Source organism: Methylobacterium sp. D53M (assembly GCF_053345625.1).
In genome coordinates this window covers 141,743-167,639 of record NZ_JBKFAL010000010.1, presented here as the reverse complement: position 1 = coordinate 167,639, position 25,897 = coordinate 141,743, and the positions used below count along the sequence as shown (strand labels likewise).

Sequence of the window (25,897 nt, the reverse complement as noted above, 5' to 3'; positions counted from 1 at the left end):
CCGAAGAGGTAATCCGCCATGCGCATCCTGGTGACCGGAGGCTGCGGCTTCATCGGCTCGGCGCTGGTGCTGCACCTCGTCAACGATCTCGGCCACGACGTCTGCACCCTCGACGCGATGACCTACGCGGCCAACCCGGTCTCGCTGGCGCCGCTCGCCGACAACCCGCGCCATCGCCTGGTCGAGGCCGATATCTGCGACCGCGTTGCCGTGCAGAAGGCCTACGCGGACTTCAAGCCCGAGGCGGTGATGCACCTGGCCGCCGAGAGCCACGTCGACCGCTCGATCACCGACCCGGGCGCCTTCGTGCGCACCAACGTGATCGGCACGCAGACCATGCTGGACGGCGCCCGCGGCCATTACGAGACGCTGCCGGAGGCCGAGAGGAAGACCTTCCGCTTCCTCCACGTCTCGACCGACGAGGTCTACGGCTCGCTGCCGCCGGACGCGTTCTTCACGGAGGAGAGCCGCTACGATCCGCGCTCGCCCTACTCGGCCTCGAAGGCCGCCTCCGACCACCTCGCCCGCGCGTGGCACGAGACCTACGGGCTGCCGGTCCTGGTGACCAACTGCTCGAACAATTACGGGCCGCGTCACTTCCCCGAGAAGCTGATCCCGCTGATGATCCTCAACGCCCTCGAGGGCAAGAAGCTGCCCGTCTACGGCGACGGCCTGAACGAGCGCGACTGGATCCACGTGGAGGACCACGCCAAGGGCCTCGTGGCCGTGCTGGAGCGCGGCCGGATCGGCGAGACCTACCTGCTCGGCGGCCGCGCGGTGCGCAACAACCTCGCGGTGGTCAAGGCGCTGTGCGCCGCCTTCGACCGGCTGCGCCCGCAGGGCGCGCCGCACGAGCAGCTGATCAGCTTCGTGGCCGACCGCCCGGGCCATGACCGGCGCTACGCGATCGACTGCACCAAGGCCGAGACCGAGCTCGGCTGGCGCCCGCAGAAGACCTTTGAGCAGGCGCTGGAGGAGACCGTGGCGTGGTACCTCGGCAACGAGGGCTGGTGGCGCCCGATCCGCGAGGGCCGCTACAAGGGCGAGCGCCTGGGGCTCAACGGCTGATGGACGTCCTCGTCCTCGGCGGCGCCGGCCAGGTCGGCACCGAGTTGCAGGCCCTGACTTGGCCGGACGGCGTCACCGTCCACGCGCCGGGCCGCGCGGATCTCGACATCACCGACGCGGACGCCGTCGCGGCGGCGCTCGCCGCCCGCGACTACCGGGCGGTGATCAACACCGCCGCCTACACGGCCGTCGACAAGGCCGAGTCCGACGTCGTCGCGGCGTGGCGCCTCAACGCGCTGGCCCCGGCGATCCTGGCGGCCGCGACCGCCGCCAAGCGAATCCCGCTGGTGCACGTCTCGACCGACTACGTCTTCGCCGGGACCAAGCCCGACGGGGCCTACGCGCCCGACGCGCCGATCGACCCGCAGAGCGTCTACGGTGCCAGCAAGGCCGCCGGCGAGCTGGCGGTGCGCACCGGCAACCCGCGCCACGCCATCGTGCGGACAGCCTGGGTGGTGAGCCCGCACCGGGGCAACTTCGTCAAGACGATGCTGCGGCTCTCGGCCGAGCGCGACGCCCTGACCGTGGTGAACGATCAGCACGGCTGCCCGACCTCGGCCGCCGACCTCGCCGCGGCCCTCGCGACGATCGCGCAGGCCATGGCCGCGGATCCGGAGGCGCCGACCGGCACGTTCCACTGCGTGAACCGGGGCGACACCACGTGGTGCGGCTTCGCCGAGGCGATCGTGGCGGGCTCGGCCCGGCGCGGCGGGCGCTCCGTGCCGGTCAAGGGCATCCCGACCTCCGCCTACCCGACACCGGCCCGGCGGCCGGCCAATTCGCGCCTGTCCACCGACAGCCTCAACGAGGCCTACGGCATCGCGCCGCGGCCCTGGCAGGCGGCGCTCGACGACATCCTGGACCGGCTCGTCGGGCCGGTCTCAGAGGGAGTTTCCAAGCCATGAAGGGCATCGTTCTGGCCGGCGGATCCGGCACGCGCCTGCACCCGGCCACGCTGTCGATCAACAAGCAGCTCCTGCCGGTCTACGACAAGCCGATGATCTACTACCCGGTCTCGGTGCTGATGCTCGCCGGCATCCGCGAGATCCTGATCATCTCGTCGCCGGAGCACCTCGACAACTACAAGCGCCTGTTCGGCACCGGCGAGCAGTTCGGCCTCAAGTTCTCCTACGCCCTGCAGCCGCGACCGGAGGGCCTCGCCCAGGCCTTCGTGATCGGGCGCGACTTCGTCGGCGACGACGACGTGGCGCTGATCCTCGGCGACAACCTGTTCTTCGGCGCCGGCATGGGCGAGCTCCTGGAGCGCGCGTCGAGCCGCAAGCAGGGCGCGACCGTCTTCGCCTACCACGTCGACAACCCCCAGGCCTACGGCGTCGTCAACCTCGACAAGTCGGGGCGGCCGACGAAGATCGTCGAGAAGCCGCAGAACCCGGAATCGACCTGGGCGGTGACCGGCCTGTACTTCTACGACAACCAGGTGCTCGACATCGCCGCCGACGTGAAGCCCTCGGCCCGGGGCGAGCTGGAGATCACCAGCGTCAACGAGGCCTACCTGCAGCGCGGCCAGCTGCACGTGGAGCGCATGTCGCGCGGCTACGCGTGGCTGGATACCGGCACCCACGACAGCCTGCTGGAGGCGAGCGAGTTCGTCCGCACCCTGCAGAACCGGCAGGGCCTGCAGGTGGCGTGTCTGGAGGAGATCGCCTACCTGCAGAAGTTCATCACCCGCGACCAGCTCGTGGCCCGCGGCGAGATGTTCGCCAAGACCGCCTACGGGCAGAACCTGCTGCGCCTCTCCCGCGAGAGCGAGGACGACCTGCGCCTGCGCCGCGGCAAGTAGCGCCGCCGGCGGCGCGGGGACGCCGCCCCGTCGCCGCCCCCCTTATCGGGGGGCGCAGCCGATGCAGATGCCGCGCATGAGCTTGTCGTTCTTCGCCTCGCGCGGCGTCCGCACGCGCCGGTCGTTCGGCGTCTCGGCACCGCCGCCGCGGCTCGGCGGCATGACGCGGCCGACCGACGAGGTGTTGGGGGCGGTCGCCGTGGAGGCGGGGCCGCCGCCGGTGCCGGTCTGGGCCTGAGCCAGCGCGGGGCCGGTTGCCAGGACCGGCAGGAGGATCGCGAGGCCGAGGGCGGTGAGGGGGCGGGTCATGGGTGCGGAACTCCGTGCCGGGCCATAACGCGGGTGTGACCGTCCGGTTCGATCGGGCCGCGCGATCCCCACCTTTGTTCGCCTTTGCAGAAGCGATGCGGCGCCGTATCAGGGGCCGCGTTCCCGCCGCCACCATCCTGATGCGTCGAAACTCGGAGCCGCCGCGACGATGCGGGACCCCAACGCGATCGACTTCTGGCGCGGCTTCGCCCTGATCACGATCTTCATCAACCACATCCCGGGCAACACCTTCGAGCGCTACACCTTCTCGCAGTACGGCATCTCGGACGCGGCCGAGCTGTTCGTGTTCCTGGCGGGCTGGTCGATCGGGATCGCCACCCGCGGGCGCGACGGCCATCCGGAGCCGCCGGGCCGGAGCGTGGTGCGGCTCCTCGCCCGCACCGTCGAGGTCTACCGGGCGCAGCTGACCGTGATGCTGCTGGCGCTCGCGATCATCGCGGGGGCGGCGCTGCTGCTCGACAACCCGCTGATCCTCGAGTGGCACAATGCCGGCGGCTTCTTCGCGGACCCGATCCAGTCGGTCTGCGGGATGGCGCTGCTGACCTACCAGCTCGGCTACTTCAACATCCTGCCGCTCTACGTGCTGCTGATCGGCATCGCGCCCGTCTTCGTCCTGGTCGGCCGGTTCAGCCTGCTCGGGGCCCTGGGACTGTCCGTGAGCGTCTATCTGGCGAGCCTCGTCTTCGGGTGGAACGTCCCGTCCTGGCCGGGCGAGGGCGACTGGTTCTTCGATCCGCTCTGCTGGCAGCTCCTGCTCGTCCTGGGCTTCGTCCTGCAGGGCTGGAACCTCCGCTCCGACGCCCTGCGCCGCTGGTCGCGGCGCCTGATCCCGGCGGGCGTCGTGATCGTTGTGCTCGGGATCGTGCTCGCCGTGACGGAGATCCGCCCGGATCCGATGCTCGTTCCGGAGCCGCGCCTGCTGTTCACGTTCGAGAAGACTTACCTGACCCCGGCGCGACTGGTTCATTTCCTGGGGGTATTGTTAGCGTTTGCACCGCTTTACGCGGTGCTCGCCCCCCGAATCGGCCGCGTCGTCGGTTATCTGAGTCAGATGGGCCGGAATTCACTGGCTGTGTTCTCGATGGGCTCGATCCTGAGCCTGATCGGACAGCTCGTGCGTTTCCAGACGGGCGGCGGCGCGCTGATCGATATGCTGGTCGCCGGCTCGGGCCTCGTCGGGCTGGGGTTTACGGCATGGTTCGTCGAATGGCGCAGCCGCAGCAGATCGTCGCGACCCCGCGCATGACGCGGGCCCGGCTCGCCGCGGCGCTGGCCGTGCTCCTGCTGTCGGGCCCCGCCGGCGGCGCGGCCGCGGCCGAGCAGGCCGCCGGCCCCGTGGCGGACGATCCGGCCCTGTCGCAGGAATGCCGGGTCCCGGGGGCGCAGCTCTACAGCGTCGCCCAGCTCGGCGCCGTCAAGGCGGCGCTGGCGGAGAACCGACCGCTCAAGATCCTGGCGATCGGCGGCAGCGCGGCGCCGGGCGCCTCGGCCTCCTACCCGGCCAAGCTCGAGGCCGCCCTGGAACACGCCCTGCCGAAGGTCGACGTCGTGATCGACCACCGCGGCCTGCCGGGCGAGATCGCCTCCGGGGCCGCCGAGCGCCTGCGCACCATGGTGGCCGAGGCCGAGCCCGACCTCGTCGTCTGGCAGGTCGGCACCCACGACGCCATCGCCCGCGTCGACGTGGACGCCTTCGCGAGCGCGCTGGCCGAGGCCGTGGGCTGGATGCGGTCCCACGGGATCGACGTGGTGCTGGTCGACCCGATCTACACGGCCAGCATGGCGGCCGACGTCGACTACAACCGGATCGTCGAGGCCGTCCGGAGCGTCGCGACCCAGCAGGGCGTGCCGCTGGTCCGGCGCTACGAGGCCCTGCAGTACCTGTCGCGCCGCAGCGACAAGGGCGAGGGTCACATGCTCGGCCGCCAGTTCCGGCTCAACGACCTCGGCCTGCGCTGCATGGCCGAGCACGTGGCGCTGACGATCGCCACCTCGCTGATGCGGACCGAGGCGCCCAAGGAGCCCAAGGCGGCCCCGGCCCAGCCGCCCTTAACCGAGCCGCAACGCGCCCCGGGCTAGACCGGACGGCCAGAGATCGGCCTCCCGCCGAGTTCGGGACCGGCGCGGAGCGCGTAGTGTCAGCCACGGCCCTCCCTGTCCTCGCGCTCCGGCACCTCCGGGCGCTGCGCAGCGGCCCGCAGCGGGCGGCCCTGACGGTCTTCGCGATCCGCGTGGGGTCGGCCGGCTTCGCCTACGGCGCCCAGGTGCTCGCGGCGCGGCTGATGGGCTGGGACGCCTACGGGATCTTCGCGTCGGTCTGGGTCTGGACCGCGATGCTGGGCCACACCCTGACCCTCGGCCTCTCGCAGGGCGCCTGCCGGTTCGTGCCGGGCGACCAGGCGCAGGGCGACCTCGACCTCGCGCGCGGCTACATCCGGGCCGGCGCCCTCGTGACCGGCGGAGCGGCGCTCGCCGTCGCCTGCCTCGGCGCGGCGCTGCTCGTGCTCGAGCCGGACCTGTTCGCCCCCGCCTACTGGGCACCGATCCTGGTCGCGCTCTGCGTGATGCCGCTCTTCGCGCTCCAGGACTACCTCGAGGGCGTGGCGCGCAGCCAGAACTGGGTCGGGCTCGCCATCGCGCCGCCCTACCTGCTGCGCCAGACCCTGATGATGGCCTGCATGGTCGCGGCGATCCTGCTCGGCGCGCCGCCCCGGGCCGAGGTCGCGATGGCCTGCATGCTGGTCGCCGCCGCGGTCGCGACCGCCCTGCAGGCCGCCCTCCTCGCCGCGCGGCTCCGGCGGGAGCTGCCGGCCGGGCCGCACCGCTACCGGTGGCGCACGTGGCTCGGCACGGGCCTGCCGATCGCCGCGATCGACCTCGCCAATGCCGGCTTCACCTTCGTCGACGTGATCGTGCTCGGCGCCCTGGTGAGCCCGGCCGAGGTCGGGATCTACTTCGCGGCGACCCGCATCCAGCAATTCGTGGTGTTCGTGCACTACGCGGTCAGCGCGGCGACGCTCCAGCGCTACAGCGCCGCCCATGCGCAGGCCAACCGCTTCCTCCTCGCCGAGCTGGTCCGGCGCCAGGGCCGCCTCACGGCGGCCGCGACGCTCGTGGTCGGCGGCGCGATCTTGGCCGTCAGCCCCCTGCTGCTGGCCATGTTCGGGCCGGGTCTCGGCGACAGCGTTCCGATCCTGTGCATCCTGATCGCCGGCAGCGTCGGGGCGAGCCTGTTCGGCCCGGGCGAGGATCTGCTGACCATGCTGGGCGGGGAGCGGCTCTGTGCCGGCATCACGGCGGGGAGTCTCCTCGCCGCCGCCGGCCTGTGCCTCGCCCTGGTCCCGGCGCTCGGGACGCTCGGCGCGGCCGTGGCGGTCGCGGTGGCGAGCGTGGGCCGGGCCGCCCTGCTCGCGCGCGCCGCGGGGCGGATCCACGGGTTGCCGACCCCGGTCTGGGCCGCCGGAGCGGTCCGATGATCCCGGCGAGCCCCCTCCGCGCGCCGTCCGGAGCCGTCGTCACCCTCGGCGACGCGCCGGAGCCGGAGGCCTGGGACGCGCTGGTCGCGGCGGGCGCCGCGGCGCACCCGCACTTCTCCCGGCACGTCATCGAGGCCCATCGGACCGCCGGGCTGCTGCCGGCGGCCCTCCGCTACGTCACGGTCCGCGCGGGCGACCGTCTCGTCGGGCTGCTCCCGTACCGTGAGGCCCGGGACCTGACGGGCCTCGGCGGCCGGGTCCTGCGGCCCTTCCTCTCGCCTTACGTGACCGCCACGGCTCCCCTGGTCGCCGACGGTCCGGACCGGGCCGCGCACGCGCTGGCCCTGGTGGCCGGCCTCGAGGCCGCCTCCGGCGGATGCCCCTGGCGCTGGCCGCTGCTGCCGACCGGGGAGGGCGCCGTGCCGGAGATGCTCGCGGCGATGCGCGCGCGCGGCTGGGCCATCGGCACGGTGGCGGGCTTCGACCGCCCGGTCATGGACCGGCGCGCCGACCACGCGGCGTTCCTCGCCGACCATCCCGGCCGGGCGCGCTTCAAGGATCTGCGCCGCCGGGCGCGCCGCCTGTCGGAGACCGGAACCGTCGCCCACGCGTGCGCCACGGGCGGATCGGATCTCGCCCGCCTCGTCGCGGCCTTCCTCGACCTGGAGCGCGCCGGCTGGAAGGGGCAGGCCGGCACCGCCATGGCCTGCCGGCCCGAGAGCGCCGCGCTGGCCGAGGCGCTGTTCACCGCGGTTCCGGGCCCGGTCGCCGTCCGGGCCGACGCGCTGACCCTCGACGGCCGGCCTGTCGCCGTCAGCCTCGCCCTGGTCAGCGGCGGCACCGCGACCCTGCTGAAGACCGCCTACGACGAGGATCTGCGCGGCCACGCCCCGGGCCTGCTGCTCGAGGCCGAGATCGTGCGGGCCTGCCACGAGACCGGCTTCGCCGACCGGCTCGACTCGGCGACGCTGGAAGGATCGGCGCTGGAAGGTCTCTACCGCGACCGGGTTCCGGTCGCCGAGATCATCGCGGTCCCGCCCGGTCGACAGGTCATCTCGCTGGAGCGGCGCCTCCGGCTCGCCCGGTTCGAGCGGGACGCGCGCGCGGCCGCGAAGCGGGCCCTGCGGCGGCGCTAGGGCCGGTCCCGGTCGGGTTCGAGAGCGTGGACGGAGCCGCTGATCCCGGTCGAGACATCCGCGCCGTGCCCCTCTCCAGCACGGGAGAGGGGTATCGCGCCTCGCTCGGCTCTGGCCCGATCATCGCCGCCGTCGCGCATCGGGCGTGAGCGGGACTACCGGCCCCGGTACAGACCGTCGCCCTGCACCCGATCGTAGACGCCGTGCCCGGTCCGGGCACGATAGGCGCGGCCGGCGATCGCGCCGGGGGTCGGCGGCGTGCCGGGCTGCGCGAAGCTCGTCTCGGGCCGGTAGGCCGGCCCCCAGCCGATCTCCTCGTCGCCCGCGGGATCCTTGCCCGGGAAACCCGTGACGTAGCCCGTGCTCTGGGCGAGCGCGGGCCCGGCGGCGAGCCCGAGCAGGAGCGCCAGCGTGCAGCGGTACGTTGTCCTGGATCGCATCGGCCGTATCCTCCAGTCCGGTCCGCCGGGCGGACCACCTGCGGGGCAAACCCGGATCCGGAACGGAGGGTTTTCCGGCGTGTACTCATGCCGCGGGCGAGACGGCGGGCGGGCTGTTGGGAATTCCGGCCGGCCGCGGGGGCGGGCGATGATCGCGGAGGCGGGCGTCATGGACGACTGGAAGGCGGGGCTCCGGGCGGAAATGCGGGCCATCGACATCGCCACGGGCGAGGCGGCCTCGGCGCAGCTGCCGGACCTGCTGCGACGCCTGAGCCGGCATCAGGCCGGTCTCGGCGGCAACCCGGTCCTGTCGCTGTACCGGCGCTGGCGCATCCGGCGCCTGGCACGCGCCGTCGCGGACGCGCGCTGGCACGCGGAACAGGGCCGCCTCGCACGCCGCGGCGGGCTCGATCCGCGTCCGTGAACGGTCCCGCTCAGGCGGCGGAACGGCCCGCCCGCGGCGCCTCGCGCCTGACAATCGTGGAATCGGCCGTCGCGGAAGGGGCCGAGCCGGCCGGAAAGTTGGCCTCGCGCTCGGCCGGCGTGGCCGGCAGGCGGACGAGCACGATGGTGCCCACCGTCTCCTCGGAGCGGATCCGGAGCGAGCCGCCGTGGAGCTCGACCATCGAGCGGGTGATGGCGAGGCCCAGGCCCGAACCCTTGTGGCACCGGGTCATCTGCCGCTCGACCTGCGTGAAGGGCCGGCCGAGGCGGGCGAGGTCGGAAGTCGGGATGCCGATGCCGTTGTCCTCGATATAGAGGTGGGTGCACGCGCCGGCGCGGCGGCCCCGGACGGCGACGCGGCCGCCGGCGGGCGTGAACTTCACGGCGTTCTGCACGAGGTTGGCGAGGATCTGCCGGATCGCCTGCGGATCGGCCAGCAGCTCGAGGCCGGGCACGACGTCGACGCTGACGGTGATCGCCTTCTCGCGGGCGGCCGCCTCGACGGGCGCGAGGGCCGCGCTGATCGCGGTCTCGGCGGAGATCGCCCTGGGGCTCAGGCGCACGCGCCGGGCCTCGAGCCGGGCCATGTCGAGGATGTCGTCGATCATGGACAGCAGGTGTGAACCGCTCTCGCGGATGTCGCGGCAATACTCGGTGTAGCGCGGGGTGCCGAGCGGCCCGAGAACCGCGTTCTCCATCACGTCGGCGAAGCCGATGATGGCGTTGAGCGGCGTGCGCAGCTCGTGGCTCATATTGGCCAGGAACTCGGCCTTGGCCTGGTTGGCCGCCTCGGCGGCCGCCTTCTGGTCGAGGTAGCGCTCGGCGAGGTCCGCGAGCTGCTGGGTCTGGAGTTCGAGGGTGCGGCGGGACCGTTTGAGGTCCTTGACGGTCTCGATCAGCTCGCGCTCGGAGGCGAGGAGCTGCTCCTGGTTGCGCTTCAGGCTGGTGATGTCGGTCCCGACCGACACGTAGCCCCCGTCCTTCGTGCGCCGCTCGCTGATCTGCAGCCAGCGGCCGTCGGCGAGTTCCGCCTCGAAGGTGCGGGCGGCCATGTCGGTCAGCGCCATCCCGGCCTCGGGCGATTCCCGCCGGACCTGGGGCAGCACGCCGCGTCCCATCACGTCCGTGTAGCTCCGGCCCGCCTGCGCATCCTCGGGGCTCAGGGCGTGGAGGTGGCGGAATTTCGAATTGCACAGGACCAGGCGGTTGCCGGTATCCCAGAGCACGAAGGCTTCCGAGATCGCCTCGACGGCGTCGCGCAGGCGCATGTCGGCCGCGGCGTTGGTCTCCTCCAGGGCCCGCTGCTCGCTGATGTCGTTGGCGATGCCGACGAGGTGGCGGCCGCCGTCGGCGGCGTCGGCCACGACCTCCGCGCGGGCGCGCAGCCAGACGTAGGACCCGTCGGCGCCGCGCATGCGGAAGGCGTGATCGATATGCGTCTGGTTGGCCGCGAGCCCCCGGGCGAGGCTGTACAGGTCGCCGTCGTCGGGATGGACCAGGCCGTTGACGTCCCCGAACGAGAGGTACTCGTGCTGCCGCCTGTAGCCGAGCAGCGTGTACATCGAATCGGACCAGTAGATCCGGCCGCGCGCGATGTCCCAGTCCCACAACCCGCAGGCGCCCCGGCGCAGGGCGGTCTCCAGGCGGCCGCGGATCTGCTCGCGGGCCCGGTCGGCGCGGGCGGCCTGGCGGGTCTGCAGGCCGTAGGCCAGTCCGACTCCGACGATCACGATCGCGGCGGCGGCGATCAGGACGATCTGGTCGCGGGTCCGGGCGCTCCAGCCGCGCAGCAGCGGCTCGATGGGCTGGAGCACCGCCACCTGTCCCGCGCCGCCGGGCAGGCTGTGCACCGCGGCGAGCACGCTCTCGCCGCCGGGAAGCTCGAGGGCCATCGCGCCGGCGCGCTCGCCGAGGCCGGAGAGCGGCTCGCTCTCGCCGAGCACCGCCGAGAGGGTCGTGCGGTCGGCCGGCAGCGGCGGATGGGCGGCGACGATGCGGGTGTCGGGGCGGACCACCAGCAGGCGGCGGCCGGGATGCCGCTCGCTCTCGGGCATCAGGGCGCGCAGGTCCTCCGCCACGGTGCCGGCCGGATCCACCGCCCGCGCGGCCAGACGGGCGAAGCCTTCGACCTCGGCCTTCGCGCCCGCCAGGATCTCGGCACGCTGGCCCTGGATATGGAGGGTGGCGAGCCCGACGAGGCAGGCCAGGAACACCGCGAGCGTTCCCGGCACGGCGTAGCGCAGCCAGCGCTCGGCCTGGCCGAGCCGCGGATCCCGGCTCCGCATGGGCCACGAGATCGTGAGACTCGAATCCGCACGCGCGGAGAAGGAAGCGGAAGCCGCCTCCGGCATGGCCGAACCTCGCCCGTGGGAACTGTGATCCGGTGTGGGCACCCGGCCCCCGAAGGCCCCCCGAATCTGACTGAATACAATCACTTCGGGGGGCAGTTTGTCCACGGATTTTTTACCATAAGGGCTTGACGGAACCCAGGTGTTGCCTGGGAGCCCGAGAATCGATTTCTACCGCAGGTTCAGACGGTTAGCCGCCTCCGAGGGTGCGCGCGAGGATGTCGGCGGTGTCCCGGGAAAGCCCCGGGATCGCCTTGATCCCATTCAGCATTTCGACCGCTTTGGCGCCGCGTGATTTTTCCAGCCGGCGCCAGGATCCGAAGGCCGTGAGGAGCCGTGCGGCCACCTGTGGGTTGGTCGAATCGAGCGCCGCGACCGTCTCGGTCACGCGGGCGAATCCCGCCCCGTCCCGCCGGGCGAACTGGGTCGGGTTGCCGAACGCGAAGCTCCCGATCAGCGCCCGCACGCGGTTCGGGTTGGTCATGGTGAAGGCCGGGTGTTCCTGCAGCCGCGCGATCCGGTCGAGGGTGCCGGGCTCGGGGATCTGGGCCTGGAGGGCGAACCACTTGTCGAGGACCAGTGGCTCGTCGGCGTAGCGGGCCGCGAACTCCGCGAAGGCGGCCTCGCGGGTCTCTCCCGGGATCAGCGCCAGCGTGCCGAGGGCCGCGAGCCGGTCGGTCATGTTGGTCGCCTCGGCCAGCTGCGCGGCGGCGCGGGCGGCCCCCTCCCGGGGATCGCCGGCGGCGATCAGGTCGAGGGCCGCGTTGCGGAGCGACCGGCGCCCCGCCGAGGCGGCGTCGGGGCTGTAGGGCGCACCGGCCACCGGCGCGAGCGCCGCGTCGATCGATTCGAGCCGCGGCCGCAGGGCCTGGCCCAGACGCGCCCGCAGGTTGAATCGCGCCCGGTGGATCGCGTCGGGATCCACGTCGGCCGGCACCGCGTCGGCGGCCTCGCCCTCGCTCGGCAGCGCCAGGACCAGGGCCGCGAAGGCCGGGTCGGCCAGGGCCTCGTCTTCGAGGAACTGGCCGAGTGCCGCGGCGAACGCCTCCGTCCGATCGGCGTCTGGCTCGAGGATCAGCCGCAAAGCGACGTCCTGCGCGGCCTGCCAGCGGTTGAACGGGTCGCTGTCCTGCGCGAGGAGCCGCATCCGCTGCGCGTCGGTCAGGGCGAGGTCGAGCCGCACCGGGGCGGAGAAGTCGCGCAGGAGCGAGGGGACCGGCTCCTCGGCGACCGCGTCGAACACGATCTCGGCCTCGGGGCGGTCGAGCACGTAGACGCCGTCCCGCACGTCCGGGCAGGTCGCCGCCGTCAGCGGCCCGGACGCCCCGACCAGCCCGAGGGCCACGGGGATCACCAGGGGCGGCCCGTCGGACTCCCCGCCGCCGCCGGGCAGGCTCTGGGCGAACCGGAGGGTGTAGCGGGCGGCGGCCGGATCGTACGCGGCCGCGACGGCGAGGCGGGGCGTGCCGGGACGCTCGTACCAGCGGGCGAAGGCGCCGAGATCGCGCCCGGTCACCGCCGCGAAGGCCGCCAGGAAGTCCTCGACGGTGGCGGCGCGGCCGTCATTGTCGGCGTAGTACCGGTCCATGCCGGCCCGGAAGGCCTCGGGACCGATCAGCGTCCGCAGCATCCGGACGATCTCGGCGCCCTTGTCGTAGACGGTCGCCGTGTAGAAGTTGTTGATCTCCGCGTAGGCCCGCGGCCGCACCGGGTGCCGCAGCGGCCCGGCATCCTCGGGGAACTGGCGCGCCCGCAGGGAGCGCACCTCGGCGATGCGGTGCACCGGCCGGGAGCGCATGTCGGAGGAGAATTCCTGGTCTCGGAAGACCGTGAGACCCTCCTTCAGGCAGAGCTGGAACCAGTCCCGGCACGTGACGCGATTGCCAGACCAGTTGTGGAAGTACTCGTGCGCGATGATCGCCTCGATCGCCGCGTAGTCGCCGTCGGTCGCGGTCTCGGGACTCGCCAGGACGTATTTGTCGTTGAAGATGTTGAGGCCCTTGTTCTCCATGGCGCCCATGTTGAAGTCGGACACCGCGACGACGTTGAACACGTCGAGGTCGTAGGCGCGGCCGAAGGCGGTCTCGTCCCAGGCCATGGAGCGGATGACGGCGTCGAGGGCGTAGCCCGCCCGGTCTTCCTTGCCGGGCTCGACGTAGACCGCGCAGGTGACGGGGCGGCCCTCCATCGTGGTGAAGCGCGTCTCGACCTTCCCGAGCCGGCCGCCCACGAGGGCGAACAGGTAGGCGGGCTTCGGGTGGGGATCGTGCCAGATCGCGAAGTGGCGGTCCGGCCCGGCCGCGCCGGTCTCGACGGGATTGCCGTTGCCGAGCAGGACCGGCGCCTCGGCCCGGTCGGCCTCGATGCGCGTGGTGTAGACCGACAGTACGTCCGGCCGATCGAGGAAGTAGGTGATCCGGCGGAAGCCGTCCGCCTCGCACTGGGTGCAGTAGACGCCGTTCGACCGGTAGAGGCCCATCAGCTTCGTGTTGACGGTCGGATCCACCTCCGTGACGAGGCGCAGCGCGAAGGGCCGCTGCGGCGGATCGCGGAGGATGAGGCCGGACGGCGTCGCCGCGTAGGCGTCGGGCGCCAGCGGCGCGCCGTCGAGCGCGACCGAGACCAGCCGGAGATCGTCGCCGTCGAGGGTGAGCGGCGCCGCCGGCACGCCGGCCGGGTTCGGCCGCAGCGTCAGCGTCGCGTCGATGCGGGTCGCGTGCGGGTCGAGACGGATGTCGAGGTCGACGCGATCGATCAGGTAGTCGCTGTGCCGGTATTCCTCGAGGCGGATCAGCGGCGGCGTCTCGGTGCGCATTCGGCTCACTCCGGGTGCGGGGCGGGTCCGTTCTGGTCCCTCGGAGCGCGCGGTGCAACGATCGGAGCCGTCGAAACGGCCGGCGTGGCGCGGTCCTCGCCCGGCTCAGAGCCCGGGGGCGGGGCGTCCTTCCGCGCGGAGCGGCCGCTCGAGGCCGACCCTGTCGAGCGTGGCGGACAGGCGGGCGCGGACGAACGGCTCGGCCCAGCGCATCACGGCGTAGCTCAGCAGGAGCATGGCGCAGCACGCGGCCACGAGCGCCGCGTAGGGCGGAACCCCGCCGCCGACGAGGCGGTGGATCAGGGCGGCTCCGTTGACGTTGTGCAGGAGGTAGAGCGGGTAGGTCATCAGTCCGAGCCGTCGGGCCAGCGCGCAGCCCCGCTCGCCGAGCCGCGCGCGGAGCCACGCGTTGCCGCGCACGCTGGCCACGATCATCAGGACGCAGCCCGCGAAGACGAGGCGCGGGAGGAGCGGATCCTCGCTGCGGCCCATCTGGAACAGGAACGACCCGGCCGCGTCACCGATCTCGACGAGCGCCCCGACGGCGCAGACGGCGATCACGCAGAGCCGACCGGCCGTCGGCCCCTTGACGAGCGACAACCACAGGAAGACGCCGAGCGCGAAGAAGCAGCCGTGGCGCAGGAGCGTCAGCTCGGCCGCGCGGTTCGCCGCCAGGGCGGGGAGGTTCGGCACGGCCAAGGTCGCGACCCAGAAGAGGGTGCTCACACCGCCGACCACGGCGCAGACCGGGCTGATGCTCCGGAATCGCCCGAGCCGCAGCAGCGCGAAGACGAGTGCGTAGAAGGCGATCTCCACGCCGAGGGTCCAGTAGACGCCGTCCAGCCACGGCTCGACCGGAACGAACAGGACGCAGTCGAGATAGGCCCGCAGCACGTGCCGACCGGACCCCATGCGGCCGATGGCGAGCGAGACCAGGGCGGTGAGCGTGGCGCAGATCCAGACCGCCGGCACGAGGCGCAGGATGCGGCTGCGCAGGAAGGCGCGCGCGGTCGCGTGCTCGGCCGAGTAGGCGATCACGAAGCCCGAGATGACGAAGAACAACTCGACCCCGATCCATCCGAACCACGTCCAGGCGAAAAGGCCGGGGTAAGCTGCGGCGGAGTCGAAGGCGCGCCCGGCCGTCGAGAGCGGCGCCTGCCACGCGTAGGCGCCGAGATGAAAGACCATGACCAGCATTGCGGCTAGGAATCGTGCCGCATCGAGACCGATCATCTGTGCATCATGCCTGCCGCCCTCGGATCCCCGCGTCCTCATCACGGCCCCCGACGTTCGAAACCGCTCTCATCATCCCACCGAGTAAGACCAATCCGTCGCGGCTGGGCTACATCTTGCTGGGTAAGACGCGCCCATACTTTCGGCCGAAGGGTCTTTCCTCCGGCGGATCGAGAGTTCGCGGCGGGGCCGACGGGACGCACGCGACGCGAGGCCCGCCGCCGGGCCGACGATGTCGGGGGCTGCCGAAACGCCCGCCCGGTCGGCTCGACGGGGTCCGACCGTGCAAACGCCCGGGCCCGATTGTCCCGAGTCTGTATCGGACGGCCTTCTCACCGCCGGACCGGCCGCTAGCTAGCGGGGCGGGTCAGTCGGAGCGGACCGGCGGTCCGTCTTCGAAGAGAACAGGACAGGATCCGATGGAATTTCTGCACACCATGGTCCGGGTCGCCGACCTCGACCGGGCACTCGCCTTCTACGTCGACACGTTCGGCCTGAAGGAGGTGCGCCGCGTCGAGAACGAGAAGGGCCGCTTCACCCTCGTCTTCCTCGCCGCGCCCGGCGATGTCGAGCGGGCCTCAGCGACCAAGTCGCCCCTGATCGAGCTCACCTACAACTGGGATCCGGAAACCTACTCGGGCGGGCGCAATTTCGGCCATCTCGCCTATCAGGTCGACGACATCTACGGCTTCTGCGCCAAATTGCAGGAGAAGGGCGTCACCATCAACCGGCCGCCGCGCGACGGCTACATGGCCTTCGTGAAGTCGCCGGACGGCATCTCCATCGAGATCCTCCAGAAGGGCGGCGCCAAGGAGCCGCAGGAGCCGTGGAAGTCGATGGAGAACACCGGCACCTGGTAGCGGGCCCGCGCCCTTGACCCGGACGGCCCCGCGGGCGCATCTGCCCGCGGATCAGCCGGCCGGGCGGCCGCTCCGGACGCGCGAGCGTTCGGGGAGGAAAGTCCGGGCTCCATGGAGAGACGGTGCCGGATAACCTCCGGCGGGGGCGACCCCAGGGACAGTGCCACAGAGAGCAGACCGCCCCGGATCCGTCCGGGGTCAGGGTGAAAGGGTGCGGTAAGAGCGCACCGCGGACGCGGCAACGCGGACGGCACGGCAAACCCCACCGGGAGCAAGACCGAATAGGGGCGGCGCGCCCTTCGCGAGAAGGGCAGGCCGGCTCTCCAGGCCAGTCGCCCGGGTTGGTTGCTCGAGGCGATCGGCGACGATCGTCCCAGAGGAATGGCTGCCACGCCGGCGCGCGCGAGCGCTCCGGCCCTACAGAACCCGGCTTACAGGCCGGCTGATCCACCTCCCGATAAGACTTGCACCTGCAAGGCTTTATCGCCCCGCCGGCGTTCCCGCGCGGACGGCCGGCGCGCCGAAGATTCCGCGGCGGTAAAAACCTTCGGTTAACCTTGCCGGGTTCAGATCGGTCCGCGCGGCAGTGCCAAGCTTGTGCGTTGACGATCCTCCGAGGCCCATGATACCCGGCATCCTCCCGTCAACGGCGTGTATCGGATCGCCGGGCGCACCCTGCCATCGCGCAGGTCCCGTCCGTGCGCGGCGTCTTGCGCGCTCCGCATCCGGTGCCGTTCCCGTCACGCGCGCCGCGCTCGCGCGGCCCGGCACAGGGCACCATGAGACGCACGAGCCGCATCCGCGCCCGGGTTTCCGGGACGCGCCGACAATCCGCCCATCCGCGCGCGCCACGGCGCGCCGGCGCGTCGAGGCGGCCATGAGCAGGCGCCGCTCCTCCCCCGAGAGTTCGCCCCGCCACGGCGGCGCCGAGGCGCCGTCCGAGCCGCACGTCCCCGTCCTCCTCGCGGAAGTCGTCGACGCGCTCGGCACCGCGGGCGGGATCGCGGTCGACGGCACGTTCGGTGCCGGCGGCTACACCCGCGCGCTCCTCGCGGCGGATCCGGCCCTGCAGGTCGTCGCGATCGATCGTGACCCCACGGCCATCGCGGGCGGACAGGCGCTCGTCGCGGAGTCCGGCGGGCGCCTGCGCCTCCTCTCCGGCCGCTTCGGCGACCTCGACAGCCTCCTCGCGGAGGCCGGCATCGCGCAGGTCGACCGGGTCGTCCTCGATATCGGCGTCTCGTCGATGCAGCTCGACGCGCCGGAGCGGGGCTTCTCGTTCCGCAGCGACGGCCCCCTCGACATGCGCATGGCCTGCGACGGGCCGAGCGCCACCGACCTCGTGAACGAGGCCGACGAGACCGTTCTGGCCGACATCATCTACCATTTCGGCGAGGAGCGGCGCTCGCGCGCGGTCGCCCGGACCATCCTCGAGGCGCGGCGCCGCGGGCGGATCGAGACCACCGCGCAGCTGGCCGAACTCGTCGCCGGCGTGGTCCGGACCGAGCCCGGCAGCCACATCCACCCGGCGACGCGGACCTTCCAGGGCCTGCGGATCGCCGTGAACGACGAGCTCGGCGAGCTGGTCCGTGCCCTGCACGCGGCCGAGCGCGTGCTCAGACCCGGCGGCCGGCTCGCCGTCGTGACGTTCCACTCGCTCGAGGACCGCATCGTCAAGCAGTTCTTCGCGGCGCGCAGCGGCCGCTCCGCGCAGGGCTCCCGGCACCTGCCCGGGGGCCCGGTCGAGACCGTCCGCAGCTTCCGTCCCGTCACGAAGGGCCCGGTCCTGCCGGGCGAGGCCGAGACCGCCCGCAACCCGCGCGCGCGCTCGGCCAAGCTCCGGGCCGCGGAGCGCACCGAATCCGACGTTCCCGAGCCGCTGGCCGCGCTGACCGCGCTGGCGAGCCTGCCCGACGCGGCCCGCGGAGGCCATCGCCGATGATCCGCCTCCTGAACCTGCTGGCGGTGGCCGGCCTCGTCGCCTCGGCGATCTACGCCTACTCGATCAAGTACGACACGCTCTACCAGGGCGGTCAGGTCTCGAAGCTCCAGACCGCCCTGCACAAGGAGCGGCAGGCGATCGCCGTGCTGCGCGCCGAGTGGCAGCTCCTGACGCGGCCCGACCGGCTCCAGGCGGCCGTCGACAAGCATCTCGCCCTGGAGCCGATCGGCACCAGCCACTTGGCGCGCCTCTCGGATCTGCCTGCCCGGCCGGAGCGCGGCGACGAGATCGGCCGTCTGCTCGCCGCCACGGCGACGCCCAAGGACAAGGGCGCGATCGAGCCGCGCACGACCGGCTCGATCACCCGCACCGTCACCACGACCCGCACCCCGACGACGGCTTCGAGGTAAACCCCCGTGTCCGATCACGCCGACGAGACCCTAGACCCGGCGGTCGAGCCCGCCGTGTCGGACCACGAGGCGGCGCTGCTCGAAGCCGCCGCGCTGGCGCATGCCGCCGGCGCGCCGCGCCCCTTGGAGGAGGAGGCGCGCGAGCCCGAGCCGCGCGCCGACCGCGCCAAGGCGCTCCTGCGCAGCATGTTCCGGCTAGCGATCGAGCGCTCCCACCTGCGGGTCGCGATGGTCGGGCTGGTCTTCGTCGGCGTGTTCGGGACGATCTCGGCCAAGCTCCTGATGATGGCGATCTTCGGGGAGCCGCCCAGCCAGGAGCACCGGGTCGCGGCCGCGTCCTCGACCGCCTTCCGGCCCGACATCATCGACCGCAACGGCGAGATCCTGGCCACCGACATCCGCACGGTCTCGGTCTTCGCCGAGCCGGGCAACATCTACGACAAGGACGAGGCGGTCGAGCTGCTCACCGCCGTCCTGCCGGAACTCAACGCCTCCGAGCTGCGCGCCAAGCTCACGCAGCGCAAGGACAAGAGGGGCGCGGGCTTCGTCTGGGTGAAGCGCGAGCTGACCCCGAAGCAGCAGGCCGAGGTCCACCGGCTCGGCATCCCCGGCATCGGCTTCCTGCCCGACCACAAGCGGGTCTACCCGAACGGCGTCGCGGCCGCCCACATCCTGGGCGCGACGAACCTCGACGGCATCGGCATCGCCGGCATGGAGAAGTACATCGACTCCACCGGGCTGCAGGCCCTCAACAGCTTCGGGCTGATCAACAAGCAGGCCGACCTGAAGCCGGTGCAGCTCTCGCTCGACCTGCGCGCGCAGTTCGCCGTGCGCGACGAGCTGGCCTGGGGCATCGACCACTTCAAGGCCAAGGCCGGCGCCTCGATGATCCTCGACGTGAAGACCGGCGAGGTCATCGCGCTCGTCTCCATGCCGGATTTCGACCCGAACGACCCCAAGGACGCGCTCTCGCCCGACCGCATCAACCGGATGAATGTCGGCGTCTACGAGATGGGCTCGACCTTCAAGGCGATGACGCTCGCCATGGCGCTCGATTCCGGCAAGTACAACGTCAACTCGACCTTCGACACCCGGGGCGGCGTGCTGAACTGGGGCCGGCAGAAGATCCACGAGTACCACGGCACGAACCGCGTCATCACCATGCCGGAGGTGTTCACCCACTCCTCCAACATCGGCTCCGCCAAGATGGCGCTCGGCGTCGGCGTCCCCGGCCACAAGGCCTTCCTGAAGAAGATGGGCCTGCTCGACCGGCTGCGCACCGAGCTGCCGGAGAGCGCGGCGCCGATCGTCCCGTCCCGCTGGACCGAGATCAACACCATCACCATCGCGTTCGGCCACGGCATCGCGGTGGCGCCGATCCAGGCCGCGGCCGCGGTGGCGGCCATCGCCAACGGCGGCGACCTGATGACGCCGACCTTCCTCAAGACGACGCCCGAGGCGGCGCGGGCGCGGGCCACGCACGTCCTCTCGGGCCAGACCTCCGAGGCGATGCGCTACATCATGCGGCTCAACGCCGCCGAGGGCTCGGCCAAGAAGGCGGCGGTCCCGTACTACTTCGTGGGCGGCAAGACCGGCACCGCCGAGAAGGTCATCGGCGGCCGCTACATCCACAACCGCCTGTTCACGACCTTCATGGCGGCGGCGCCGATGAACGATCCGAAGTACCTGTTCGTCACGATCATGGACGAGCCGCAGGGCCTGCCGGAATCGGGCGGCTACGCCACGGCGGCCTGGAATTCCGGCGTGGTCACCGGCAAGGTGATCGAGCGCGTCGCGCCGATCCTCGGCCTGCCGCCGCAATTCGAGCCGCCGGTGAGGCCGTTCCCGCAGATGGTCAAGCTCAACGCCTACCACGTCAACCAGCTGGGCGGCCCGTGAGATCGGATCGATGAGGGTGCAGCGATGAGCGCGCGGCTCGCCGACCTCTTCCCCGAGGCTGCTGGCCCCGCCGCGGACCTGACCGTCTCGGACCTCACGGCCGACAGCCGGCAGGTCGCGACCGGCACGGTGTTCGTCGCCGTTCCCGGCACGAAGGCCGACGGCCGACGTTTCGCCGCGCAGGCCGCGCAGCGCGGCGCCGCCGCGGTCGCCGGGGAGGGGACTCGCCCCGCCGACCTGCCCGACGCGGTCGCCTGGATCCCGGTCGCCGACGCGCGCCGGTCGCTCGCCCTCGCGGCGGCCCGCCTCGCGGGCCCGCAGCCCGAGACCGTGGTGGCGGTCACCGGCACCGCCGGGAAGAGCTCGGTGGCCGACTTCGTCCGCCAGATCCTGGCGCGTCTCGGCCGCGACTCCGCGAGCCTCGGCACCGTCGGCATCGTCACCAACCGCGGCGCGCAGTACGGCTCCCTCACGACCCCGGACCCCGTGACGCTGCACCGGACGCTGGCGCAACTCGCCGCGGACGGCGTCACCGACCTCGCCATGGAGGCGTCCTCCCACGGGATCGAGCAGCGCCGGCTCGACGGCGTGCGCCTCGACGCGGCCGGCTTCACCAATCTCGGCCGGGACCATCTCGACTACCACGCGAGCCTCGAGGAGTACCTCGCGGCCAAGCTGCGGTTGTTCACCGAGCTGCTGCCGCCGGGCCGCCCGGCCATCGTCAACGCCGACGGCGCTTACGCCGAGCGCGTCATCGCCGCCGCCGAGGCCGCCGGCCGGCCGGTCCGCACGGTCGGGCGGGGCGGCCGGGACCTGCGGGTCGAGGCGGTCCGCACGGAGGGGTTCGCGCAGGTCGCCCGGATCCTGTTCGCGGGCCGGGCCCGGGAACTGCGCCTGCCGCTCGTCGGCGAGTTCCAGGTCGAGAATGCCCTGGTGGCGGCCGGCCTCGCACTGGCTACCCCGGCGGGGGCGGCCGATCCCGACGGCGTCCTGGCGGCCCTCGACCATCTCACCGGCGTCCCCGGCCGCATGGAGCGGATCGGCGAGGCGCGGGGCGGCCTCTGCCTCGTCGACTACGCCCACAAGCCCGAGGCCCTGGAGAGCGTGCTCGCCGCGCTCCGCCCCTTCGCGTCGGGCCGGCTGATCGCGGTGTTCGGCTGCGGCGGCGACCGCGACCGGGGCAAGCGGCCGCTGATGGGCGCCATCGCGCAGCGGCTCGCCGACGTCGTCATCGTCACGGACGACAACCCGCGCACCGAGGACGCGGCCGCCATCCGCCGGGCCATCCTGGACGCGGCGCCGGGCGCCGAGGAGATCGGCGACCGGTCGGAGGCGATTCACAGCGCCGTCGACCGGCTCGGGCCGGGCGACGTGCTGGTCGTGGCCGGCAAGGGTCATGAAACCGGCCAGATCGTGGGAGATCGCACGCTGCCGTTCTCGGACCACGCGGTCCTGCGCGCCGCGATCGCCGCGGCGGCCTGAGGACGACGGGGGACCGACGATGACCGCACTCTGGACGCGGGAGGAGCTGGAATCCGCGACGGGCGGCCGGTTGGCCGGCGCCGGGCGCGCGATCGGCGGCGCCTCGATCGACACCCGCACGCTCCAGCCCGGCGACCTGTTCTTCGCGATCCGCGGCGACACCCGCGACGGCCACGATTTCGTCCCCGACGCCCTGGGGCGCGGCGCCGGCGCCGCCGTGGTGAGCGCCGCGCGCGCAGAGGCGCTCGCGGTCCACGGCCCCGTCCTGGCGGTGCCCGAGGGGGGCGCCGACCCGGTTCTCAGAGCGATGGTGCGCCTCGGAGCCGCCGCCCGGGCCCGGACGCGCGCGCAGGTCGTGGCGGTCACCGGCTCGGTCGGCAAGACCGGGACCAAGGAGGCCCTGCGCCACGTCCTGTCCGAGCAGGGCGAGACCCACGCCTCGGCGGCCTCCTACAACAACCACTGGGGCGTGCCCCTGACCCTGACGCGGATGCCGCGCTCCGCGCGCTACGGCGTGTTCGAGATCGGCATGAACCACGGCGCCGAGATCGTGCCGCTGACCGCGCAGGTCCGGCCGGACATCGCGCTGATCACCACGATCGCGCCCGCCCATATCGAGCATTTCGCCTCGCTGGCCGCGATCGCGGACGCGAAGGGCGAGATCTTCTCCGGGCTCCAGCCCGGCGGCGTCGCCATCCTGAACCGCGACGCCCCGCATTTCGACCGCCTGGCCGCCCACGCCCAGGCCTCCCGGGCGGGCCGGGTGGTGACCTTCGGCGAGCACGCGGATGCCGACGTCCGCGCCCTGAAGATCGTGCTCCGGCCCGACCTGTCGGTGATCGACGCGGTGGTGATGGGCCAGCCCGTCACCTACAAGCTCGGCACCGCCGGCCGGCACGCGGCGCTGAACTCCCTGGGCGTCATGGCGGTGGTGCACAGCCTCGGGGCCGACCTCGCGCGCGCGGCCCTGTCGCTCGGGGGGCTAAAGCCGCCGGCGGGGCGCGGCGAGCGCACCGCCCTCGAGGTCGGCGGCGGCACCGCCTACCTCGTGGACGAGAGCTACAACGCCAATCCCGTCGCCGTCCGCGCGGCGCTGGCGACCCTGGCGGGGATCGAGACCGGGCCCCGCGGCCGCCGGATCGCGGTGCTGGGCGACATGCTCGAGCTCGGCGCCGCCGCGCCCGACCTGCATCGCGGCCTGGCAGAGGCGATCGAGGCGGCCCGGGTCGACCTCGTCTTCACGGCCGGTCCGCTGATGCGCCACCTGTTCGAGGCCCTGCCGGTGAGCCGCCGCGGCGCGGTGGCCGACACCGCGGCCGACCTGCTCGAGCCGCTCGCCCGGACCCTGCGGTCCGGCGACGCCGTCATGGTGAAGGGATCGAACGGCAGCCGCATGGGCCGGATTGTCGAGGCGCTGAAAGCCCGCTACGCGGTCGATCCGACCCGGCGGACCCAGGCCGTCCCGTGACCGGCACGCCTGCGCGTGCGGCGCCGTCCCCCGAAACCTGAGCCTGAACAAGGGGGCCGAGCGCCCGGATGCTGTACCTTCTCTCGGATCTGAGCAGCAGCTTCACGCCGCTCAACGTGTTCCGCTACATCACCTTCCGCACCGGCGGCGCGCTGTTCACGGCGGGCCTGTTCGTGTTCTGGTTCGGGCCCTGGATCATCTCGCTGCTGCGGATCCGCCAGGGCAAGGGCCAGCCGATCCGCGAGGACGGGCCGCAGACCCATCTGCTGACCAAGCGCGGCACGCCGACCATGGGCGGCCTGATGATCCTGGCCGGCGCCGTCGTGGCGATCCTGCTCTGGGCCAACCCGCGCAACCACTACGTCTGGGTGACGCTGACCGTCACCCTCGGCTTCGGCGCGATCGGCTTCTACGACGACTACCTCAAGGTCACGAAGCAGTCGCACAAGGGCTTCTCGGGCAAGTTCCGCCTCGCCCTCGAGGCGGTGATCGCCATGGCGGCCTGCGTGACCATCGCGGTCTACTCGCCTGCCGCGCTGCAGAATCAGCTCGCCTTCCCGGTGTTCAAGGACGCGCTGCTGAACCTCGGCTGGTTCTACCCGCTGTTCGGCGCCTTCGTGATCGTCGGGGCGGGCAATTCCGTGAACATGACCGACGGCCTCGACGGCCTCGCGATCGTGCCGGTGATGATCGCCTGCGGCACGTTCGGCTTCATCGCGTACCTCGTCGGCAACTCGTTCACCGCTAGCTACCTGCAGGTGAACTACGTCCGCGACACGGGCGAGCTCGCCGTCGTCTGCGGCGCGGTAATCGGGGCCGGGCTCGGCTTCCTCTGGTTCAACGCGCCGCCGGCCCAGATCTTCATGGGCGACACCGGCTCCCTGGCGCTGGGCGGCCTGCTGGGCTCCATCGCGGTGGCGACGAAGCACGAGATCGTCCTGGCGATCGTCGGCGGCCTCTTCGTGCTGGAGATGATGTCGGTGATCATCCAGGTCGCGTCGTTCAAGCTCACGGGCAAGCGCGTGTTCCGCATGGCGCCGATCCACCACCATTTCGAGCAGAAGGGCTGGAAGGAGCCGCAGGTCGTGATCCGCTTCTGGATCATCGCGGTGATCCTGGCGATGGCCGGCCTGGCGACGCTGAAGCTGCGCTGAGAAATCGTGCTAGAGGGGCGGCCTGAGAGGTCGATCCGATCCTCGCCCTCGTCCTGAGGCGCGGCCGCGGAGGGGAGCCTCGAAGGAGGCTTCCGGTCGGCCGCGCGATCCCGGGAGCCCGCCTTCGGGGTCGCCGATGCGGGGCGCCCGGGAGGAGGGTCCGGTTCGGGTCGGCCGGGTCCGGTCGCCGCATCCAGAGTTCCGCATGACACCCGTCACCGTCTTCCAGGACAAGACCGTCGCCCTGTTCGGGCTCGGCGGCTCGGGGCTCGCCACGGCGCTGGCGCTGAAGGCGGGTGGCGCGGCCGTGCAGGCCTGGGACGACAATGCCGACAGCCTCGCCCACGCGCGGGAGGCCGGCATCGAGACGCGGGACCTGCGCGCGGCCGACTGGTCCGCGTTCGCCGCCTTCGTGCTGAGCCCGGGCGTGCCGCTGACCCATCCCGAGCCGCACTGGAGCGTCCGGCTCGCCCGGGATGCCGGCGTCGAGATCATCGGCGACATCGAGCTATTCTGCCGGGAGCGGCGGGCGCAGGCGCCGGGGGCGCCGTTCGTGGCGATCACCGGGACCAACGGCAAGTCGACCACCACGGCGCTGATCGCCCACGTGCTCGCGCAGGGGGGCCGCGACGTGCAGATGGGCGGCAACATCGGCACCGCGATCCTGTCGCTGGAGCCCCCGGCCGCCGACCGCGTCCACGTGATCGAGATGTCGTCGTTCCAGATCGACCTGACGCCGAGCCTCGACCCGAGCGTCGGCGTGCTGATGAACATCACGCCGGACCATCTCGACCGGCACGGCACGATGGAGCAGTACGCGGCCATCAAGGAGCGTCTGATCCAGGGCGCCGGCCTCGCGGTGGTCGGCGTCGACGACGCCCCGAGCCGCGCCATCGCGGACCGCCGCGGCGCCGACCTCGTGCGCGTCCACGTGCCCCACGGCGACGTGCTGTGCACCGACGCGCTGACGGTGCGCGACGGGATCGTCCGCGAGCCGGACGGGACGGCCCTCGCCGACGTCAACGGCATCGGCTCGCTCCGGGGGGCGCACAACTGGCAGAACGCCGCGGTGGCGGTGGCCGTCGCGCGGGCCCTCGACCTGTCGCCGGAGCAGATCCAGGCCGGCCTGACCTCGTTCCCGGGCCTGCCGCACCGGATGGAGGAGGTCGGGCGGCGCGGCCACGTGCTGTTCGTCAACGACTCCAAGGCGACGAACGCGGATTCCACCGAGAAGGCCCTCACCGCCTTCCGGGACATCCACTGGATCCTCGGCGGCAAGGCTAAGGAGGGCGGGATCTTCCCGCTGGTGCCGTATTTCGAGCGGGTCGCGCACGCCTACCTGATCGGCGCGGCGTCGGACGCCTTCGCGGCGACCCTGGAGGGCGCCGTGCCCTACACGCGCTGCGAGACCCTCGAGAACGCCGTCCCGAAGGCCGCCGAGAACGCCGCCGCCTCGGGCGCACCGGAGCCGGTGGTGCTCCTGTCGCCGGCCTGCGCGTCCTACGACCAGTTCCGGAACTTCGAGATCCGCGGCAACCGCTTCCGCGAGCTGGTGCAGGCGCTGCCCTGAGGCAGCGCCACCTCAGCGCAC

The 25,897-nt window shown here is 72.5% G+C and carries 21 protein-coding genes and 1 other RNA gene; 17 read left to right on the top strand and 5 right to left on the bottom strand.

Features of this window, described 5'->3' with window-relative positions; all coding sequences use genetic code 11:
• Positions 1-18: 18 nt before the first annotated feature.
• Genes rfbB through rfbA form a run of 3 tightly spaced genes read left to right on the top strand, consistent with a single transcriptional unit; the run spans position 19 to position 2,869 of the window.
• Positions 19-1,068: a dTDP-glucose 4,6-dehydratase gene (rfbB, locus tag ACLBYG_RS16490; RefSeq protein ID WP_331298936.1), complete on the top strand. Its 1,050-nt coding sequence runs from the start codon at positions 19-21 to the stop codon at positions 1,066-1,068.
• Complete coding sequence (gene rfbD, locus ACLBYG_RS16485; protein ID WP_447682101.1) at positions 1,068-1,973, top strand: dTDP-4-dehydrorhamnose reductase; 906 nt, start codon at positions 1,068-1,070, stop codon at positions 1,971-1,973. Before rfbB ends, rfbD begins: the two co-directional genes overlap by 1 nt.
• A complete protein-coding gene (gene rfbA, locus ACLBYG_RS16480; protein ID WP_056534087.1) occupies positions 1,970-2,869 on the top strand; it encodes a glucose-1-phosphate thymidylyltransferase RfbA in 900 nt (299 codons plus the stop codon). Before rfbD ends, rfbA begins: the two co-directional genes overlap by 4 nt.
• Before the next feature lie 42 nt (positions 2,870-2,911).
• On the opposite strand, the gene ACLBYG_RS16475 is transcribed toward rfbA, so the two are convergent.
• The gene (locus ACLBYG_RS16475; protein WP_447682100.1) at positions 2,912-3,178 is read right to left on the bottom strand and encodes a hypothetical protein; all 267 of its coding nucleotides are present in this window, start codon (positions 3,176-3,178) and stop codon (positions 2,912-2,914) included.
• Between the two features lie 169 nt (positions 3,179-3,347).
• On the opposite strand from ACLBYG_RS16475, the gene ACLBYG_RS16470 reads away from it, so the two are divergent.
• From ACLBYG_RS16470 to ACLBYG_RS16455, 4 genes are read left to right on the top strand one after another with little or no spacing between them, the layout of a single operon-like run.
• On the top strand, positions 3,348-4,445 hold the full coding sequence (locus tag ACLBYG_RS16470) for an OpgC family protein (RefSeq protein ID WP_447682099.1): 1,098 nt from the start codon (positions 3,348-3,350) through the stop codon (positions 4,443-4,445).
• Positions 4,406-5,278, top strand: a complete 873-nt coding sequence (locus ACLBYG_RS16465) for an SGNH/GDSL hydrolase family protein (RefSeq protein ID WP_020094110.1) — start codon at positions 4,406-4,408, stop codon at positions 5,276-5,278. The genes ACLBYG_RS16470 and ACLBYG_RS16465 overlap by 40 nt, the downstream gene beginning before the upstream one ends.
• Before the next feature lie 56 nt (positions 5,279-5,334).
• On the top strand, positions 5,335-6,675 hold the full coding sequence (locus ACLBYG_RS16460) for a lipopolysaccharide biosynthesis protein (RefSeq protein WP_447682098.1): 1,341 nt from the start codon (positions 5,335-5,337) through the stop codon (positions 6,673-6,675).
• A complete protein-coding gene (locus tag ACLBYG_RS16455) occupies positions 6,672-7,811 on the top strand; it encodes a GNAT family N-acetyltransferase (protein WP_447682097.1) in 1,140 nt (379 codons plus the stop codon). The genes ACLBYG_RS16460 and ACLBYG_RS16455 overlap by 4 nt, the downstream gene beginning before the upstream one ends.
• Before the next feature lie 155 nt (positions 7,812-7,966).
• Here the strand turns inward: ACLBYG_RS16455 and ACLBYG_RS16450 are convergent, their stop codons facing one another.
• Positions 7,967-8,251 carry a hypothetical protein gene (locus ACLBYG_RS16450; protein ID WP_020094113.1) on the bottom strand — a complete coding sequence of 95 codons (285 nt, stop codon included), beginning with the start codon at positions 8,249-8,251 and terminating at the stop codon, positions 7,967-7,969.
• A gap of 169 nt (positions 8,252-8,420) precedes the next feature.
• On the opposite strand from ACLBYG_RS16450, the gene ACLBYG_RS16445 reads away from it, so the two are divergent.
• Positions 8,421-8,675 carry a hypothetical protein gene (locus tag ACLBYG_RS16445; RefSeq protein WP_026605077.1) on the top strand — a complete coding sequence of 85 codons (255 nt, stop codon included), beginning with the start codon at positions 8,421-8,423 and terminating at the stop codon, positions 8,673-8,675.
• A 10-nt stretch (positions 8,676-8,685) separates the two neighbouring features.
• Here the strand turns inward: ACLBYG_RS16445 and ACLBYG_RS16440 are convergent, their stop codons facing one another.
• The 3 genes from ACLBYG_RS16440 to ACLBYG_RS16430 all read right to left on the bottom strand — a co-directional run bounded on the left by ACLBYG_RS16440 (position 8,686) and on the right by ACLBYG_RS16430 (position 15,091).
• Positions 8,686-10,980 carry a PAS domain-containing sensor histidine kinase gene (locus tag ACLBYG_RS16440; RefSeq protein WP_447682096.1) on the bottom strand — a complete coding sequence of 765 codons (2,295 nt, stop codon included), beginning with the start codon at positions 10,978-10,980 and terminating at the stop codon, positions 8,686-8,688.
• Between the two features lie 253 nt (positions 10,981-11,233).
• Positions 11,234-13,858: an aminopeptidase N gene (gene pepN / locus ACLBYG_RS16435; RefSeq protein ID WP_447682095.1), complete on the bottom strand. Its 2,625-nt coding sequence runs from the start codon at positions 13,856-13,858 to the stop codon at positions 11,234-11,236.
• Positions 13,859-13,963: 105 nt separating this feature from the next.
• A complete protein-coding gene (locus ACLBYG_RS16430; RefSeq protein ID WP_447682094.1) occupies positions 13,964-15,091 on the bottom strand; it encodes an acyltransferase family protein in 1,128 nt (375 codons plus the stop codon).
• A gap of 419 nt (positions 15,092-15,510) precedes the next feature.
• Between ACLBYG_RS16430 and ACLBYG_RS16425 the strand changes: the two genes are divergently transcribed.
• From ACLBYG_RS16425 to murD, 9 genes are all read left to right on the top strand, one after another.
• Positions 15,511-15,951 (top strand): VOC family protein, encoded by a 441-nt coding sequence (locus tag ACLBYG_RS16425; RefSeq protein WP_056534063.1) that lies wholly within the window; start codon positions 15,511-15,513, stop codon positions 15,949-15,951.
• Positions 15,952-16,002: 51 nt separating this feature from the next.
• Positions 16,003-16,401, top strand: an RNA gene (gene rnpB / locus ACLBYG_RS16420) — RNase P RNA component class A.
• A gap of 427 nt (positions 16,402-16,828) precedes the next feature.
• Complete coding sequence (gene rsmH, locus ACLBYG_RS16415) at positions 16,829-17,893, top strand: 16S rRNA (cytosine(1402)-N(4))-methyltransferase RsmH (RefSeq protein WP_447682093.1); 1,065 nt, start codon at positions 16,829-16,831, stop codon at positions 17,891-17,893.
• The gene (ftsL, locus tag ACLBYG_RS16410; protein WP_012319332.1) at positions 17,890-18,303 is read left to right on the top strand and encodes a cell division protein FtsL; all 414 of its coding nucleotides are present in this window, start codon (positions 17,890-17,892) and stop codon (positions 18,301-18,303) included. The genes rsmH and ftsL overlap by 4 nt, the downstream gene beginning before the upstream one ends.
• 54 nt (positions 18,304-18,357) lie before the next feature.
• Entirely contained in the window at positions 18,358-20,202 is a 1,845-nt protein-coding gene (locus ACLBYG_RS16405) for a peptidoglycan D,D-transpeptidase FtsI family protein (RefSeq protein ID WP_447682112.1), read from the top strand.
• A gap of 24 nt (positions 20,203-20,226) precedes the next feature.
• On the top strand, positions 20,227-21,684 hold the full coding sequence (locus tag ACLBYG_RS16400; protein WP_447682092.1) for a UDP-N-acetylmuramoyl-L-alanyl-D-glutamate--2,6-diaminopimelate ligase: 1,458 nt from the start codon (positions 20,227-20,229) through the stop codon (positions 21,682-21,684).
• Positions 21,685-21,703: 19 nt separating this feature from the next.
• Positions 21,704-23,152, top strand: coding sequence for a UDP-N-acetylmuramoylalanyl-D-glutamyl-2,6-diaminopimelate--D-alanyl-D-alanine ligase (locus tag ACLBYG_RS16395; RefSeq protein ID WP_447682091.1), 1,449 nt, complete (start codon positions 21,704-21,706; stop codon positions 23,150-23,152).
• A gap of 68 nt (positions 23,153-23,220) precedes the next feature.
• Entirely contained in the window at positions 23,221-24,306 is a 1,086-nt protein-coding gene (gene mraY / locus ACLBYG_RS16390; RefSeq protein ID WP_012319328.1) for a phospho-N-acetylmuramoyl-pentapeptide-transferase, read from the top strand.
• A 205-nt stretch (positions 24,307-24,511) separates the two neighbouring features.
• Positions 24,512-25,876 carry a UDP-N-acetylmuramoyl-L-alanine--D-glutamate ligase gene (gene murD / locus ACLBYG_RS16385; protein ID WP_447682090.1) on the top strand — a complete coding sequence of 455 codons (1,365 nt, stop codon included), beginning with the start codon at positions 24,512-24,514 and terminating at the stop codon, positions 25,874-25,876.
• Positions 25,877-25,897: the final 21 nt, after the last annotated feature.